Source organism: Sphingobium sp. JAI105, from assembly GCF_015752145.1.
Classification (GTDB): domain Bacteria; phylum Pseudomonadota; class Alphaproteobacteria; order Sphingomonadales; family Sphingomonadaceae; genus Sphingobium; species Sphingobium xenophagum.
The window spans coordinates 200,791-217,219 of record NZ_JADOUC010000002.1; the positions used below are offsets into that span (position 1 = coordinate 200,791).

14 protein-coding genes and 1 pseudogene are annotated in these 16,429 nt (G+C 60.9%); 9 read left to right on the forward strand and 6 right to left on the reverse strand.

From position 1 onward, the window contains the following. Window positions 1–133 precede the first annotated feature (133 nt). Window positions 134–544: pseudogene (locus IWY39_RS24150) on the reverse strand (tyrosine-type recombinase/integrase); the annotation flags it as partial. A gap of 80 nt (window positions 545–624) precedes the next feature. Here IWY39_RS24150 and IWY39_RS18430 point away from each other — a divergent pair. Then, complete coding sequence (locus IWY39_RS18430) at window positions 625–1,401, forward strand: IS5 family transposase (protein WP_107126402.1); 777 nt, start codon at window positions 625–627, stop codon at window positions 1,399–1,401. A gap of 99 nt (window positions 1,402–1,500) precedes the next feature. On the opposite strand, the gene IWY39_RS18435 is transcribed toward IWY39_RS18430, so the two are convergent. After that, window positions 1,501–2,877: an IS701 family transposase gene (locus IWY39_RS18435; protein WP_145170003.1), complete on the reverse strand. Its 1,377-nt coding sequence runs from the start codon at window positions 2,875–2,877 to the stop codon at window positions 1,501–1,503. Window positions 2,878–2,982: 105 nt separating this feature from the next. Here IWY39_RS18435 and IWY39_RS18440 point away from each other — a divergent pair, with 105 nt between their 5' ends. The 4 genes from IWY39_RS18440 (at window position 2,983) to IWY39_RS18455 (ending at window position 6,197) form a co-directional block, all read left to right on the forward strand. Further along, entirely contained in the window at window positions 2,983–3,267 is a 285-nt protein-coding gene (locus tag IWY39_RS18440) for a hypothetical protein (protein ID WP_107124883.1), read from the forward strand. 244 nt (window positions 3,268–3,511) lie between these two features. After that, window positions 3,512–3,757: a type II toxin-antitoxin system ParD family antitoxin gene (locus IWY39_RS18445; protein WP_107124882.1), complete on the forward strand. Its 246-nt coding sequence runs from the start codon at window positions 3,512–3,514 to the stop codon at window positions 3,755–3,757. 2 nt (window positions 3,758–3,759) lie between these two features. Next, window positions 3,760–4,062: a type II toxin-antitoxin system RelE/ParE family toxin gene (locus IWY39_RS18450; RefSeq protein ID WP_107124881.1), complete on the forward strand. Its 303-nt coding sequence runs from the start codon at window positions 3,760–3,762 to the stop codon at window positions 4,060–4,062. A gap of 596 nt (window positions 4,063–4,658) precedes the next feature. Then, the gene (locus IWY39_RS18455; protein ID WP_107124880.1) at window positions 4,659–6,197 is read left to right on the forward strand and encodes an integrase catalytic domain-containing protein; all 1,539 of its coding nucleotides are present in this window, start codon (window positions 4,659–4,661) and stop codon (window positions 6,195–6,197) included. 150 nt (window positions 6,198–6,347) lie between these two features. Here IWY39_RS18455 and drmB read toward each other — a convergent pair whose 3' ends face one another. Continuing rightward, on the reverse strand, window positions 6,348–7,289 hold the full coding sequence (drmB, locus tag IWY39_RS18460; protein ID WP_196871673.1) for a DrmB family protein: 942 nt from the start codon (window positions 7,287–7,289) through the stop codon (window positions 6,348–6,350). Further along, complete coding sequence (locus IWY39_RS18465) at window positions 7,286–7,543, reverse strand: hypothetical protein (RefSeq protein WP_107124879.1); 258 nt, start codon at window positions 7,541–7,543, stop codon at window positions 7,286–7,288. The genes drmB and IWY39_RS18465 overlap by 4 nt, the downstream gene beginning before the upstream one ends. Window positions 7,544–7,707: 164 nt before the next feature. On the opposite strand from IWY39_RS18465, the gene IWY39_RS18470 reads away from it, so the two are divergent. Then, window positions 7,708–9,264: an ISL3 family transposase gene (locus tag IWY39_RS18470; RefSeq protein ID WP_107124878.1), complete on the forward strand. Its 1,557-nt coding sequence runs from the start codon at window positions 7,708–7,710 to the stop codon at window positions 9,262–9,264. A gap of 216 nt (window positions 9,265–9,480) precedes the next feature. Further along, entirely contained in the window at window positions 9,481–10,296 is an 816-nt protein-coding gene (locus IWY39_RS18475; RefSeq protein ID WP_107124877.1) for an SDR family NAD(P)-dependent oxidoreductase, read from the forward strand. A 105-nt stretch (window positions 10,297–10,401) separates the two neighbouring features. Here the strand turns inward: IWY39_RS18475 and IWY39_RS18480 are convergent, their stop codons facing one another. Together IWY39_RS18480 and IWY39_RS18485 are read right to left on the reverse strand one after the other, a co-directional pair. Beyond that, complete coding sequence (locus IWY39_RS18480) at window positions 10,402–12,828, reverse strand: TonB-dependent receptor (protein WP_107124876.1); 2,427 nt, start codon at window positions 12,826–12,828, stop codon at window positions 10,402–10,404. A gap of 183 nt (window positions 12,829–13,011) precedes the next feature. Beyond that, window positions 13,012–14,271 (reverse strand): MFS transporter, encoded by a 1,260-nt coding sequence (locus IWY39_RS18485; protein WP_181316756.1) that lies wholly within the window; start codon window positions 14,269–14,271, stop codon window positions 13,012–13,014. Between the two features lie 162 nt (window positions 14,272–14,433). Between IWY39_RS18485 and IWY39_RS18490 the strand changes: the two genes are divergently transcribed. Together IWY39_RS18490 and IWY39_RS18495 are read left to right on the forward strand one after the other, a co-directional pair. Next, window positions 14,434–15,243: an SDR family NAD(P)-dependent oxidoreductase gene (locus tag IWY39_RS18490; protein ID WP_107124874.1), complete on the forward strand. Its 810-nt coding sequence runs from the start codon at window positions 14,434–14,436 to the stop codon at window positions 15,241–15,243. Between the two features lie 30 nt (window positions 15,244–15,273). Further along, window positions 15,274–16,416, forward strand: a complete 1,143-nt coding sequence (locus IWY39_RS18495; RefSeq protein ID WP_196871674.1) for an oxidoreductase — start codon at window positions 15,274–15,276, stop codon at window positions 16,414–16,416. Window positions 16,417–16,429: the final 13 nt, after the last annotated feature.

Below are 16,429 nucleotides of genomic sequence, written 5' to 3' on the forward strand. Positions count from 1 at the left end.
CACCCGCACGCTGATCGCTCACCGCGCCTCTGCCTATTACTCGCTTGGCACGACCTTCATCAACGCGCCGATCATCAGCCGCATGGTCGGCTATGCCGCGGGCGGGCTGTATTCGACCGTGGGCGATCTGCTGCTGTGGGATCGTGCGGGCATATTGCCGTGTGCTGAGGTGACCGTCATCGTCAACCCGGCTTGGAAACACATAATCATCGATCGCGCCGCCTCGCCGCTCAAGCCACGCCAGCAGGCTGGCCCGGGCATCGGAGAGAAGTTCGAATTGAACAGGTCGACCCGTTTTCTGCTGCATGACTATTGCGCGTGCTCGGATCTGCCCTCCGCTGACGACATCGCCAATTTTCATGCGAACAAGGTCGCAACCGCGCAGCTTGCTGTCAATCGCAAGGTCTAACAAGGCACGGTCCCGCAAGCGGCGGCGCTGATTGAGGTTGAAACGGATCTCCCAAATTTGCTTGGGTTTCAGGGCCCGCTTCGCGCCAACAGTGCGCCCTGCATTCCAGACCGGGCGCTTAGTGGACGTATTCACGGCTTCAGAGCCCGATCCGAAAGTTGTTGAGCAATACCAGCATGTTGTGATTCACGCCTCTTTGCGAAGAGATGGATTGAATGGTGACATGGACTGGTATTGCCCGGCGCGAGCATAGCCGGGAGGGACTGCGATATCCATCGGATATGACCGATGGTGAATGGGCGTTGGCAGCGCCGTTCGTGCCTCCGGCAAGGCGTGGAGGCCGACCTCGAACGGCAGACATGCGCGAAGTCCTCAACGCGATGTTGTATGTAGCTGCGAGCGGGTGCGCGTGGCGACTTCTACCAAAATGCTTTCCTCCGGTGTCGACTGTCCGACGCTACTTCTACGCCTGGCGCAATGCCAGTCTGTTCGAAGCCATCAACACCGTGTTGGTTATGAACTTGCGGGAAATCGAAGGACGGGAAGCCTCGCCCAGCGCTGGAGTGATCGATAGCCAGTCGGTGAAGACCACGGAAAGTGGCGGAGTTTCGGGCTTTGACGCTGGCAAGAAGGTCAAAGGCCGCAAACGGCACATTCTGACAGACACCTGCGGTTTTCTGATCTTCATCCTCGTCCACGCTGCCGACATTCAGGATCGCGATGGAGCTGTCGATGTGCTGGCCGCAATCCGGACCCGTTTCCCCTGGCTGCGCCATGTGTTCGCGGATGGCGGCTATGCGGGTGAAAAGTTATGGTCGGCACTCGTCGGCATGGGAAAGTGGACGATCGAAATCATCAAGCGTTCCGACAAAGCCAAGGGTTTCGAGGTGCTACCCCGCCGATGGGTTGTCGAGCGAACCTTCGCATGGCTCGGGCGTTGCCGACGGCTCGCCAAAGATTGGGAAAGGTCCATCGCCTCATCGACGGCCTAGGCTCTCATCGCTTCAATCCGCATGCTCACGCGCAGAACCGCAAGATACTGTCAAATTTCACGAACTTCTGAATCGGGCTCTCAGCTCGGCTTTGTACGTTTAGGTGGCGAAGCACAGCGCGTTTGCCATGCGGACCAGGCGAGCGGGAGGAATTATCCGCGGTTCCCGGTGCGGCGGGGAATGCGAATTAATGTCACCGACCCAGAGCTGAAGCCGGACGGCGCCGATGGCGTCGGTGAATGTCAGGCTGGTTTTTCGATACCACGCGGCTGCGTAAGGCGTGCTTGAGGAAGTGAGAAGATCACCAGCCCACAGCGAGATAAGGCTGTAGAATCCGAGAAGTGCCGGCGTGGTTCGAGCGATAGCTTTGTCGGTCCATTGACGCTGTGTCTCGACGCCCAGGTGAGCGCGCGTTTCGGCGAATGTGACTTCGATTTGCCATCGGCGGACGTACAGGGCGATGATATCGGCGGGCTCGATGGCGATGTCTGTGCTGAAGAAGGCTTGCGGATCGCGCTTTTCGTCGGGGTCGCGAACCAGCACCCATCGGACCGGCAACACCGGGGTGCCCGGCCTGTACCACAAGGCGATCCCGGATGTGATATCGAGTGCTTTGCCGCTGACATGGCCATACCAGGCGGACACGAAGATCCTCGTCCAGCGTGTCGCTGGGTTGGACAGCAGGGTCTTGAGTTTCGGCAGCGCCAAGCCTTTCTGCGCGGGTCGTCCCATCGTGCGCGACGTTCGCTCTGCGGGCGGTGCAAACAGGTTCGCATCCAGCCGTAGGCGGCTGATGAGCGTTGCCCGCCGTACGATGGCATGGGCCAGTTCATGGACAGCGAAGCTGCTGTCGCCGATGAAGATGATCTGACGACCTGGCAGCCAGCGCGACAGTTGCAGTGCGCCTTGCCGGGCCCAGTCCGTCAGCACTTTGTGACGACAGCCGCGAGCTCGATTCGATCGCTCCGAAGGGGCGAGCAGCGTCAGGACCGGCAACGCCTTGATCAGGCTGGTCCATGAAACCGGAGTGAGCACCATGAAGCTCAGCCAGCGCAGCCCGCTGGCTTTGACGAAATGGCCGTGGCTAGAGCGCACCGGGTCCCGGTATATTCCCCGCGCGCTGATCCGGCGTCCCCATCGGCGTTCAATGGTGTCGTCCATACCGATGACCACAGGGCCGTCGGGCACAAGGCGATCGACGACAATGCCCAGCAGCCGTCTGGCAACAGCGCGGGAGCTCCAGCGGGCACGGTTGAGGATCTGGTGATAGCTGGCAAAGTTGGAGGCTTGGGCCCTGCCGGTCACACGCAGGCACGAGGTAACGGTTCGCTTGCCTGTTGCCAGCACGGCACCCATCACCAGAACGAGCACGTGCTCCCAACTGGGCGCGGTGAAACAGGGCCGCAACGGCTGCAGCCAACGGCGCAGTATCAGGGGAACGGGGTCGCCGATAACGGCCTTGTCTGGATCCAGCATCCCATGCTTCGAATCCCGACTGGCACGGGTTGCAATGCTATGATTGTTGCCATGCGGCGAGCTGAATCGGATACGCTCTGACCCGAAGGCAGCTATGGTTGCGCCATGAAAGACGACGAAATCGCACGGCAGATCGAAGCGTTCGACGCAGCCAATGGCGGCGGCGTCGGCTGGTACGAGGACAAAGGCGCCTACCACCTTTACCTGCTGACAACCGAGGCGCCGATCGCGCGCCTGAAGCCGGTCGGTATGGGTGACGACGTTAGGCTCGGCTACTGGTCACATCGACGGCGTTGGGAAGATATCGACGACATGGGCGGATGCGTCTTGCCACTCGATCAGGCACTCGACCACATCGCTAACAACAGCATTTTCTGGACCTGGACCTGACGAAAAACGTACAAAGTCGAGCTCAGACATTTCCATGATCATTCTCCGATAGCCAGAATTGGCCATCTTAAGAACGGCTACAGCCCAAAGGAGGACATGCCGTGAGGCGCGAGGCAAGCAGTGCTTGGGAGATCATGGAGACGTCAGCTGCACAATGGCCCCTGTTCACGGGAGCGGGCCATGGGCAAATATCAATTGACAAGCTTTGCCAATTCTTGCCATGTGCTTGGCCTTGGAGGTTGCTATGGCTACGATGAACATCTCACTGCCCGACCCTATGAAGCAATGGGTGGAAGCGCAGGCTGACACCGGCCGGTATAGCAATGCCAGTGACTATGTGCGCGATCTTATCCGCCGTGACCAAGAACGCGCCGACAAGGTTGCCGCCATGCAGCGCCTGGTCGATGAAGCCCGCGCCAGTGGCCTGAGCGACGAGACGATGGCGGATATCCGTGCGCGGGCGATCGGCCAGTCAGGTCTGCAAGCCTGACTGTGCGCCGCTTCCGTTTAACACGTGCCGCAGTCGATGATCTGACAGCCATTTTTCTCGAGGGCATGGAACGGTTCGGTCTGTCTCAGGCTGACGCCTATCACGAAGGGCTGAGCGCGATTTTCGCGTTTCTCGCAGACTATCCTCACGCCGCGCGCTTGCGAGAGGAGATCTCACCGCCTGTCCGCGTGCATCCTTTCAAGGCCCATCTGGTGATTTACGATGTGGGAGATAAGGACGAAGTGATCATTCTGCGTGTCCGGCATGGTCGCGAAGATTGGATATCCTCGAATTACGATGGCTAGCCGTGGCGGGGTCAGCGCATGCAGCCAATCCGCAGAGATCCCCACTCCACTGGCACTTCTTGTGCCGACCAACCTAGGCCGTTCCGCTGCAGCCGCCGGAACGTCCGGTGACACTACGAACCGGTCCTTCGCCCGTTGAATGGCTGCCGGTCGGCTACGCGCCAATTCAAGCCTATCGGCCTAGATGATGGCAAACTAATAAGCGGAGATCCCGCTTATGGCCGGGGCTGGGGAAAAGCCGTTAATCCGAATCCGCAGATCGTGCCCCAAGGCGTGGTGTAGGTTCGCTGGCGGTAGTCACAGCGACCTCCGGCTAAGCCGGGATGATCAAGCTGCCATGGCAGGCAACGTGATGATGGGATTATCGCTTAAACCTAAGACGCTCTCAAGTGTCATATAGCGGCAGCGTTGGACGGTATGGCGCGGCGATCTGGATGAGAAGTTTCCGTCAATCAGGATGAGAACTGATCGTCGCGGTTTTCAAGTGGTGCCTGCTTTGATTGACGCTGGCAAGCGCATTGCCTCGCCTGAATTGCTCCTGAGTGTTGTCCAGTTGCCTCATCTAAAATGCTCCCGGCGGTGGCAGGGAGGAAACGATGAGGAAGGTGAGCATGGCAACGCGGAGAGAATTGGTTGAAGCGGTTGGCGAGCGGTATCGGGCGGCCGATCGCACGAGCAAGGGTAAGATTCTCGACGAGTTCGTCGCGGTCACGGGATTGCACCGCAAGCATGCGATGCGGATTTTGCGAGAGAAGGCGCCGTCGCGACAGACGGCGCGTCCCGAGCGCAGGATTTATACCGAGGCGGTGCGAACCGCGCTGATCCTATTGTGGGAGGCGAGCGATCGCCTCTGCGGTAAGCGGTTGCGGCCACTCATACCAATCCTGATCGAGGCCATGGAAGGCCATGGCCATCTTGACCTGGATCCGGAGATCAAGGCCAAGTTGTTGCAGGTGAGCGCAGCAACGATCGACCGGGCGTTGAAGACCGTGAGGGAAAGCAGTCCGAGGCTGCGGCGGCGGGGTGTGGCAGGATCAGAATTGAGGCGCAGCGTTCCGATCCGAACGTTCAGCGACTGGGGGGACCCGGCTCCGGGACATATGGAAGCAGACCTTGTGTCACACAGCGGGCCGATTGCGAAGGGGAGCTGGGCCTGGACGCTTACGCTGACCGATATCGCGACAGGTTGGACCGAGTGCGCACCGCTACTGGTTCGCGAACAAACGCTGTTGGTTGCCGTACTTTCCGAACTACGCAAGTTGATGCCGTTCCCGTTGCTGGGGTTCGATTCTGACAATGACAGTGTGTTCATCAATGAGACCGTACGCGACTACTGTGCCGCGACTGGGGTCACCTTTACCCGTTGCCGGCCCTATCGGAAGAACGATCAGGCCTGGGTTGAGCAAAAAAATGGCTCCGTTGTGCGTCGCCTGGTGGGATATCGTCGGTTCGAGGGACTGGAAGCGGCCAGGTCGCTGGCGGAGTTGTACGCCGCATCCCGTCTTTTTGTGAACTTCTTCCAACCTTCGTTCAAACTGGCCGAGAAGCAGCGGAACGGAGCCAGAGTGTATAAACGCTATCATGCCCCGGCGACGCCGTTCCAGCGCCTGATGGATGAGCCCCGGACCAGCGAGCAGACACGTCAGCAGCTTCGGCACATCGCTGCCGGGCTGGATCCGGTTCGGCTGCTGCGCGACATCCGCATGGCGCAGCAAAAACTGGTGATCCTCGCTGATGCGGTGGCCTCGGCGACACCGGCGGGGACAGCGTCGCCCCCGCCGCTGGATGCGTTCCTGTTGAGCCTGAGAACGTTATGGAAAAACGGCGAGGCGCGGCCTACGGCGACAGCGAGACCGCCGCAGAAACGGGGGCGTCGCCGACCAGATCCGCTGGTCCAGGTTGCCGACCAGTTGGAAACCTGGTTCGAGGAAGAACCCTGGCGCACCGGACGGGAGTTGTTGGAAAGGCTCCAGGCCGAGCAACCGGGAAATTACCCCAATGGTCTCCTTCGGACGGTCCAACGTCGGCTGAAAGGCTGGCGCACTGAAAAGGCACGTGCCCTCGTGTTCAGTCATATGCCTGCGGTAACCAGCGAAGGCACAGCAGGCACGATGGCCATGATAAGCGCTGCGTGACGGGTGGCCGCTCCGCCTCGCCTACGGCTCGGCTGCACGGCCACCCGTCACGCAAGTATCGCCATGACTGGCTATGTCCTGTAGGGAACATTTACGTGAGGCAACGATCACTCCATTCGGGAGCATTCCTCCGTGAGGCAATACGCTCTCTCATCCTGATTGTCGCGCGGCATTCTCGATTCCGGGAAGCTGCGCGGTCTTTTTGAGGGTCTTTACGACAAAACCGACCTCATCGGCCGAATCCACGTCTTCGAAGAACGTCCAGCCATCTCCGATCAGCTGTGCCAACGGACTGCCGGTCTGCGGGATTGCGAGCACCGACAAGGTCACTGGGAACCAGCCATTGGTCGCACCGAGTAGAATGGCGCGCGGATCTTCGACGCAGTCATCGACGAAACGATCGATGTGGGGATGTCTTCCACGGCAGGCAGGCAGGTTGTCCCGCCCGGCTTGGCCGAAGCCTTGGGCCATGTTCTTCGCTGCGCCGCAGCTGTCGCATTTCACCCAGAGGTTTTCGGTTTGCAGCGACGCTCCGCTCTCGAAGAAACGAAGAGTTCCGCGGCAGCCTGATGGGCCGCCATGCACGAACCAGTGCCACGGGAAATCATCCAGATGCCCTGCACGGCAAGCCATCAGAAAACGTGCTGGTACGGCGTCAGCATCTTTGGGCCGCTGATCGTTGCTCGACCCTCTGCAGCCTTCGTGGACGAAACGGGTCAGTTCGGGGCGGTATCGGTTCTCCTTGAGCTTGAACAGACCGGCGTCGAACGGGGAGAGCAAGCCACATTTGACGCAGCGCAGCCATCGCGGAAACGGCTTTACGGGGACGCCGACCAGTGCTGCTGCGGAGAATGGGTCGACGACGTCGCGATCACCGAGCGGAGGCATCCGGAGCGACTCCACCTGGGGGCCGAGAACGCTTCGCACGTTCGCCAACAGGCGGGCTTCCTGGATGGGCTGGCAGCGGTCCCGTTCCCATCGATCGATCCCCATCGTCACCACCGAAAGGTTGGGCAGGTCGATCAGCGCTTCCGGACCATAGGTCCATAGTAGCTGGCTGGGACGGATTTCTCCGACGGGTGTTCTCGTCATGCATCGTCTCCGCCGGTCGGAGTGATGCGGGGACGCCAGTCCGGGTCACTGAGCGAACGGGAGTCCTCCATCACCAGCCTCACGCCGGGTTCGACCTCACGCATCGACATCGGAACGGTCCAGTCGGTCCAAGGCTTGACGCCGGGGGTTTCGAGCAGTGGATATGCCGTAGGGCCAGCGCCGAACTTCTGATAGACGAGCGTGCGCCCGCCGACATTCGCTTCCTTCGCCCAGTCGTCGGCGCGATGTTTCATTTCTTGCTCAGCGAGTGCTTTTTTGGCGGAATCCTCGGTGACCTTGTTGATTGCCGGTGAGAAGTGACCCGGGAAGAGCACAAATTTCCACTGAGAGTTGGCTCTGACTCACTTTTGCTGCTGTTGAGAGTATGCTCCCGCTGCTTCTATCGGGAGTATCTGCCATGCACGGTCGATTTCAGCGCGCGAGCCTTGCACCCGAAGGCTTTGTAGTTGTCTCAGTGCAGAGTGTCGGGGAAGATGTCCAAATCCTGCTACGCTCACGATGTATTTTTGGGGTTTGCCCTGACTGTGGGCGACCAGGTCGAAGGGTTCAAAGCCGATATGTGCGTCGACCGTCGGATCTTCCCCTTGGTGGCCGCCGCGTCGTTCTGAAGATCCTGACGCGTCGCTTTTGGTGCGACACTGTCGTTTGCGGGCGACGCATTTTTTGTGAACAGTTTGATGACGGCGTTTTGGCTCGCTATGCTCGGCGCACTCAGCGGCTTGAAACAATAGTCCACCACCTTGGGCTGGCGCTCGGTGGCAGGCCTGGGGCCGCTTTTGCCCACCGCCTCATGATGCCGGTAAGCAAGGACACCTTGTTGCGAGTGGTCCGTCGGCGCGTCAGTGAACAGAATGATGAACTGCATGTCATCGGCATTGATGATTTTGCCTTCCGGCGGGGCCAAACCTACGGGACGATCGTCTGCGATCTGGAGCGCCGGACGCCGGTCACACTATTGCCGGACCGCGCTCTGGAGACGTCCCGTGCCTGGCTTGCCAAGCGCCCATCGATATCGATTGTCGCCCGCGACCGGGGCGGTGGCTATGGTGAAGCGATCGCCAGAGGGCTGCCTGATGCCGAGCAAGTTGCCGATCGTTGGCATCTCATGGAGAACTCGAGCCGAGCGTTTCTGGATGCCGTCAACAAGTCCATGCGGCAGATAAGGCAGGCGGTCGGAAGCACTGTCGTCGATCCCAAGCTGCTCACTTATGCCGAAAAGCTGCAATATGAAGGCTATCTACGCCGGCAGGAGACCAACGACGCGGTCCGGGAACTGGCAAAAAATGGTACGTCCATCCGGCAGATTGTTCGGCAGACCGGCCATAGCCGAAAGCTCGTTCGCGATGTTCTGCGCGGGCAGCGAATGGACGTATTCCGCTCCCGCCCCAGCTTCCTGGACAGTTGGCTGCCATGGCTGAATGACCGATGGGATAACGGCACCCGCAATGCCCTGGCGCTCTGGCGCGAGATGCGCGCGGAAGGTTTTGTGGGTCAAAGCGGTGTCGTCTCACAATGGGCTCAACGCCGGCGTCTCGCCGAAAAGGCCAATCAAAGTGGCCTCGCCCGCACACCCTCGGCGCGCGTTCTTGCGCGCCTAATGACTTCGGCGTGGGATGGGCTTGCCAAATCCGAAGCGATCCTGGTGGCGGTAATCGAGGAAAACGTCCCTGAATTGGTAGTAGCGCGCAAGGCGATCGGCGACTTTCAATCCATGATCCGATCAAAGTCGGCGGCAAAGCTCGATGAGTGGATCGAGACGGCAAAGGGCAGCCTTATCGGGTCATTCGTCAATGGCGTCGAAAAGGACCTTCCGGCCGTACGAAACGCAATCGTCTCGCCATGGTCGAACGGTCAGACCGAAGGGCAGATTACACGCCTCAAACTCATCAAGCGACAGATGTATGGCCGCGCAAAACTCGATCTTCTTCAGGCCCGACTGGTGGGCGCGCCATGAGCCGGCCCATCAGCAAATGTGAGTCAGAGCCCTTTTTGCACGCCGATCCACAAATATGGGCTGGGGCGGCGAGGATTGGAAAACCCTGTTCATCACGACGGTGGACAGCGTTCTTGCCATCGACCTGCTGATGCCGGGCGTGCCGTTGCGCCAGGGCAACGCCTGATCATCGCATCATATATGCGATGACGTGGAGAGGATGGAGGTGAGGAAGATATGCTGGATCTGCAACTGACAGGCCGTAGCGCGCTGGTGACCGGCGCGAGTTCGGGCATTGGCACGTGCATTGCTCATGCGCTTGCCGAACAGGGCGCGCACATCTTCGTTCATGGTCGCGACCCCGGCCGGACCAGCGCGGTCGCAGCCGCGATTACGGCCGCAGGAGGGAAAGCGGAAGCGGTGACCGGAGATCTGGGCGAGGCGGCGGGGCTGGAGGCTGTGATCGGGGTCGTGGCGGCGGCGGGCGGTGTCGATATATTGGTCAATAATGCTGGCGGCCCCGCCGGTGATTTCAGCCGGCGCTTTGAAGCGATCCCGCGCGAGGACTGGCTGGCGACCTATGCCAGCAACACCGTGGCCGCCGCCGAACTATCCCGCAAGCTTCTGGGGGCTATGCGAGAGCGGAACTGGGGCCGCCTGATCCACATCGCCAGCGCCACCGCGATGCAGCCGACCGAACTTGGGTCCGACTATGCCGCCTGCAAGGGGGCGATCGTCAATCTGTCGGTGTCGATCGCCCGCTCGCTGAGCGGCGTGGCGATCACCTCCAATGTCATCAGCCCCGGCGTGATCGCGACGGCGAGCGTCGCGGCCTGGGTCCAGCATATCGCGCAGGAAAAGGGCTGGTCGGACTTGGCGCCCGCCGATCGGGAACGCCGGGTCGCACGGGAGATTTTCGGAATCGATATCGTGCGGCTGGGTCGGCCGGCCGATGTGGCCCATGCCGTGCTGATGCTGGCCAGTCCGCTGGGCGATTTCATCAACGGCGCGAACATCCGCGTCGATGGCGGGCATGTGCTGACGGTCAACTGACTGTCCGACTGCTTACCGAAGCGCGCGGCGACAAAAAAGGCGGGCCAACGTGATGGCCCGCCTCTTAATTTTAGCCCGTACCGGATCATCCGGCGATTGGCAGGGTTAGAAGCGAAAGCGCATTGTGCCGGTCCACTGACGCGGCGCGCCTGCGGCACCTGACACGAACCCCATCTGGGTGTAGAGCGAATATTTGTTGATCAAATATTTCTTGTCGAAGAGATTGTTGACCGCAAACGCCAAGTCGAAATTGCTTCCACCGATGCTGTTGAAATCGATACGGGCATTGGTCAGGCTGTAACCCGGAACCTTGGCCTGCACTTCGCTCGTCAGATTATCCTGATTGTAGAAGCTGGAACGTTTGTGCCAGTAGACACTCACCTTCGTGTCGGCAATCTCTTCGGGCACCGGTAAAGTTACCACGGCATTCGCATTATACTGGTTCCTGATCGCGCCGCCGAACGTCGCCTGGCTGGCCCAGTCCACGCCGCTGCCAAGCGGGAATTCAAACCGGTCATAGACCGGGCGCACCAAGGCGACCGATCCGTTCAGTTCAAGCCATTTGCCGACATGCAACGACGCTTCGAATTCACCGCCATAAATGTGCGCGGTCGCCGCGTTGAAAACGACCGTCTGTTGCACGCATGTCGCGCAGGGCGAGAAGGTGATCAGCCGCTGGATATTCTTATACCACTGATAATATGCTGAGAGATTGGTCTGGAGCCGCGCGCCACCGCCCAGATCCCAGTCGGCCTTGAAACCGACTTCGACGTCCCGGACATTTTCCGGCTGGAACGGATCATAGGCCGTCCGGCCCGACGGATCGGGTGCGGGCGCCGTGCCGCGCGATCCGAACCCGCCCGATCGATACCCCTTGCGCGTTACCGCATATAGCAGCTTGTCCCGCGCGATTTTCCAATCCAGCGACGCCGTATAGGTGAATTGGCCGAAATTGGTGCTTTCGGACATCGTACAGGCGGCGGCGTCGAATTTGGCGTTGAACTTGGTGTAGGTGGCGGAACTCGGTTCGAGAGCGCAACGCTGGGTCGGCAGGCCGAGATTATGCTTGGTGCCAAAGATGATGGCACGGTCGTCCCAAGTATAACGTCCGCCCATCGTCAGCGATAGGCCTGGCGCAAGGAAGTCCAGCGTCTTCGTCGCCGAAGCGAATAGCGACTTGCTCTCGTTCCGGGCCTCCTGATAACCATAGAAAGGCGTCTGCAATCCCCGCACGAAGAAACCGAGAAGGTTCGGCGTGTAGGACTGATTATTGCCCTTCTCTTTGTAATAATAAGCGCCGGCGATCCAGTTCAGGCCGGGCATGTCGCCGAGAATCTGGAATTCGTCGCTGAATTCCCAGCCCTTTACCGCTTGGCCATATTCGAGGATCGGAATCGAACTTCCGTCGATATTTTCGAAATTGCTGCCTTTATATTTATGATATCCGATGATGTTTTTCACCGTAATCTCGTCGCTGACTTCGAACGAGGTCGTGTTGGCAAGCTGGTCGGAATAATCGACCTTGGTATAGTCCATGTCATTGTCGCGGGTCTGGTAGGTCGGCAGGGCCTGGATCTGCGCCAATTCGGTCGGATTGGTCAAAGAAATCAGGGTGGCCGCAGCACTGCCCGGCTGGATCGCGAACAGGCGATAGCCCGAACCGCCCATATTGGCTTCGATATGCGTGGCTGTCGTCACGCTTTCAAACGGGCCGCTGTCGATGCGGAGCGATGCGCGGATCGCCCCGCCCTTCGTCCCCTGATAGCGCGCGCCCGGGATGCCGGGCAGCGGCGGATCGACGATGCTGATCTGGTTGAGCGGGCCGGGAAAGCTGTACTTATAGTCGCTGGGCGTGGCGAATGTGTTGCGGATATAGCCCTGTTGATAACGATAATTTCCGGCGACGCGCAGGGCGATGCCATCGGCCAATGGGACGTTCACATAGGCTTGCGCGGAGGCAAGACTATAGCTGCCAGTCTGGATGGTCGCGCCTGCCTCGAAACGGTCGGTCGGAAGGTTCGGCCGGAACACGATATTGCCACCTGTGGTGTTTCGCCCGAACAACGTGCCCTGCGGCCCCTTGACGACCTCGATCTGACCCAGATCGAAGATATTGAAGTCCGAACCATAAGCGCGCTGCACCACGACATCGCCCCAATAGATGCCGACCGACGGGTCAGATGAGGGCTGAAACTCGCCCTGCTGCTGGCCGCGAATATTGTAGAGAGGCAAGTTTCGGCTGGCCCCGCCTGACGGCGAAGCGCTGAGACCGGGGGCCACGCGCGGCAGGTCGAGCATAGACGTCACATTCTGTTTTTCGAGCGCGATGCCGGAAACTGCGGTCACCGCGACCGGCACGGTCTGAATGCTTTCAGCGCGACGCCGGGCCATGACGATAATGTCTTCATTCCCCGGCAGAGCCTCGTCCGCAGCCTGTGCAGGAGCAACCGCCGCCTGTTGCGCCAGCGCCGGCTCTGCGATGGCCAGACATGCAGACGTAACGAGCAGATTCGTGATGACGGATTTACGCATTTCACCTCTCCCTATGCCCGACCCACTTTGGAATCGTGACCATCTTTATGGTATGCAGCGTCTCATTATTGCATAAGGAGGCTGATCACAAGTGGTCGGGCGGCGTGCAGGATGGAGGCAGTGGCGAGCGGGGGCTTGACAGCCGGCATAAGTGCTGTCGGCTCAGTTGGAGCAGACCCGCGTTTAGAAAGTGGCGGCGGCCATCGGTGCGCGGCGAACAGCCGAGCCCACTGAATAGATCAGCAGGCTGGCCAGCAGGCTGATGGGAAGAGCGAAAGCGAAAGCTGCGCGATACGAGCCGCTCTGGTCGAAGATATAGCCGAACAGCATCGGCCCCGTCCCTTGCCCCACGGCGAGAACAGCCAGGATCGTGCCCACCAGCATCCCGAAACTGCTTTGCCCGAAGATGCGATTGATCATGAAGGCAGCCTGCTCGAATTCCGCGCCTGTCGCGAACCCGATCGCCATGACGACGCACAGGCCGGTGGCGATATTCAATTCGGCAGACAGCAGAAGCACGGCAAAGGCGACCGCCGGAATACCGAAGCATAGCGCGCCGAACAGCGCTGGATTATGCCGGTCGAGCCAATAGCCGGCAATTAACCGACCCATGAACATCGATACGCCGATCATGCTGATCAGGTAGATCGCGCTTGGCCGGTCGAGGCCATCGCTCGTGAGGATCGGCTCCAGGTTCACGATCGTGCCCGCAATGATGAACTGGCTTAGCGCACAGGCTAGCACGATGCGCAGATAGATTGGCGATTTCAACATCGCCGGCCCGCCCGCGAGGCTTCCCTGTCGCATAGTGCGCACAACTTGCGCACCGGATCGGCGCGTCCGATTGAGGTCGCTTTGCCCGAAGAAGAAGAGGAAGAGCAGCGGCAGAGCGGCTGCGCCCCATATTCCGGCCGTCAATATATAGGATATGCGCCACCCATATTCGGCGATCGCCCAGCCCGCGATCAGCGGTCCCAGCGTCGTCGTGACGGTCGATCCGCACATCACCGTCGCAAGCGCCAGCCCGACCGAGCGGTCAAAGCGGCTGGTGATAGCCGCGACCCATACCGTCGGCTTCGCCGCCAGCATCGAGAGCGCGAGCAGCATCCACAATGCCCACCAATGCAGCGCCGCGCCGCTGTTCGTCGCGAATAATGCCAGCGACGTACAGAAACATATGACGCCTGCTATCCCGATGCGTCGGGGTCCGAACCGGTCGATCGCCATGCCGGCGATCGTCGACAGCGTGACCGCGACCAGCGCGTTGACCATCAGGCCCGACGTCACGAAGGCCTTGCTCCAGCCGAACTCCTCCTGAAGCGGCCGGATGTAGAGGCTCATCGTATAAACGCCCAGCGGCCCCACCGTATAGCCGGCAGTAGCGGACAGGACGAGCGGCCAGCCGCGACGCCATTCCTCGGCAGCACCTTCTCCTGTCTTCACGCGGCATATACTCCTGTGACGCACATAGCGTGATCGCTTTGGCGGGCGGCGGCAATCCGGCATGGCCGTCGGATCGGCATTTCACTTGTTCCGTGATTACCGGTTCCTCGACATCGTCGATCTTGCCATCCTGTCTGCCAGAACAAAAGAGAAGGGCAGAGGATGGCAGAGGCGAAGCGACCGGCGGGACTGGAGGGCATGTTCGGCCTGGCGGGCAAGTCCGCGCTGGTCGTCGATAATGGCGGCAATGCCGGCATCGATGTGGCCGTCGCACTGGCTGAGGCAGGCGCTACAGTCACTTTCGTCGATCGCGACCAGGGCCTGATCGACGCGGTCGTTGCAGCGGCGAAGGATCGCGGCGGACGGGTGAGCGGCCTGCGCGCCGATGTCGAACAGGAGCAGGACGTCGTCGATCTCTTCGCGACGCTGGACAAGGGCGGGACGGCGATCGACATTTTCGTCAGCTGCTGCGGCCTTACCACCAACGCGCCGCTCGAAACGATGACGGCAGAGTTCTGGGACGAGGCGCAATCGACCAATCTGCGCTGCGTCTTCCTGTGCGCGCGCGAAGTCGTGAAGCGCATGGCGGCGGCCGGCAATGGCGGTCGGATCGTGATCATCAGCACTGTCGGCGCGCTTCATCCGGTGCTGCACGGCAATGTCGCTTATGGCGCGGCACGGTCGGGCGCGCTCAGCATGGCGAAGACTATCGCTTATGATTACGCCAAGGACGGCATCAGAGCGAACTGCCTGTTGCCCGGCGCTTTCGTCGGCAAGGTTCGCAATCACCCGCTGACGATGGAGCGTTTCCATGCCGGTGTCTGGCCGGACGGCGCGGGCAAGACGCGCCAGCCGCTGGGATTTGGCGCGCCGGAGGGCATTGGCGCAGCGGTGGTGTTCCTTGCCGGTCCATCGGGCGGCTTCATCAGCGGACAGGCGCTGGCGCTCGACGGCGGTTTCGCGGTTCATTGAGAGCGGCGAGCGATGACACGGGCGGCGGACATGCGCGAAACGCTTGCTCAAATATTGTTCGAACCCGTGCGGATCGGAACGCTCGACCTGCCCAACCGGATCGTCATGGCGCCGATGAGCCGCCGCTTCTCGCAGGACGGCGTCATGCCGCCGGCTTATGTTGATTATTACCGGCGGCGCGCGGCGGCGGATGTCGGGCTGATCCTGTCCGAATGCGCCGGGGTCGATCATGCGTCGGCCCGTCGCTTGCCAAGCTATCCCAGTTTTCACGGCGCCGAGGCACTGTCGCGCTGGCGCGAGGTCATCGACGCCGTGCATGAAGCCGGCGGGCGCATGATGCCGCAAATCTGGCACGCCGGCGCCACCAAGATAGCGGGATCCGAACCCAATCCGCAGGTCGATCCCGCTTCGCCATCGGGCCTGTTCATGCCGATCGACGGCCAGGGCGGCGATGCCGTCATGGCGACGCGACCGATGAGCGACAGCGCGATCGCTGACGTGGTCGCCGCCTTTGGCCAGGCGGCGGCCGATGCCTGCGCGCTCGGTTTCGACGGCGTGGAAATTCACGGCGCGCACGGCTATCTGATCGACCAGTTCCTGTGGCCGGCGATGAACCTGCGCGCGGACCACTACGGCGCGAACGGCGCGGAAAGCGCCACCCGCTTCGCTGCCGAGATCGTCGCCGAGTGCCGGCGGCGCACAACGCCGGATTTTCCATTATTCTTTCGCTTTTCGCAGTGGAAGCAGCAGGATTATGCAGCCACCCTGGCGTCCGGCCCTGCCGCGCTGGAGGCGCTGCTGCGGCCGCTGGTCGATGCCGGCGTGACGCTGTTCCATTGTTCGCTGCGGCGCTATTGGGAAGCTGCTTTCGCGGGCGATCCGCTGACGCTCGCGGGGTGGACGAGCAGGATTTCGGGGCTCCCCGTCTGCACCGTCGGATCGGTCGGGCTGGATACCGCGTTCGGCGCGCAGGATCGCGGTACGGGCGATGGCTATCGCTCCCGACCGGCCAGCCTGGATGGGCTGGTCACCCTGTTCGAGCGCGGCGAGTTCGATCTGGTCGCGGTCGGCCGCGCACTGATCAGCGATCCTTTATGGGCGCAGAAAGTCCGGCAGGGGCGCATTGACGCGCACAAGCCCTACAGCACCGCCGATCTTGAAACCTTATATTGACGCCGCCCTACAA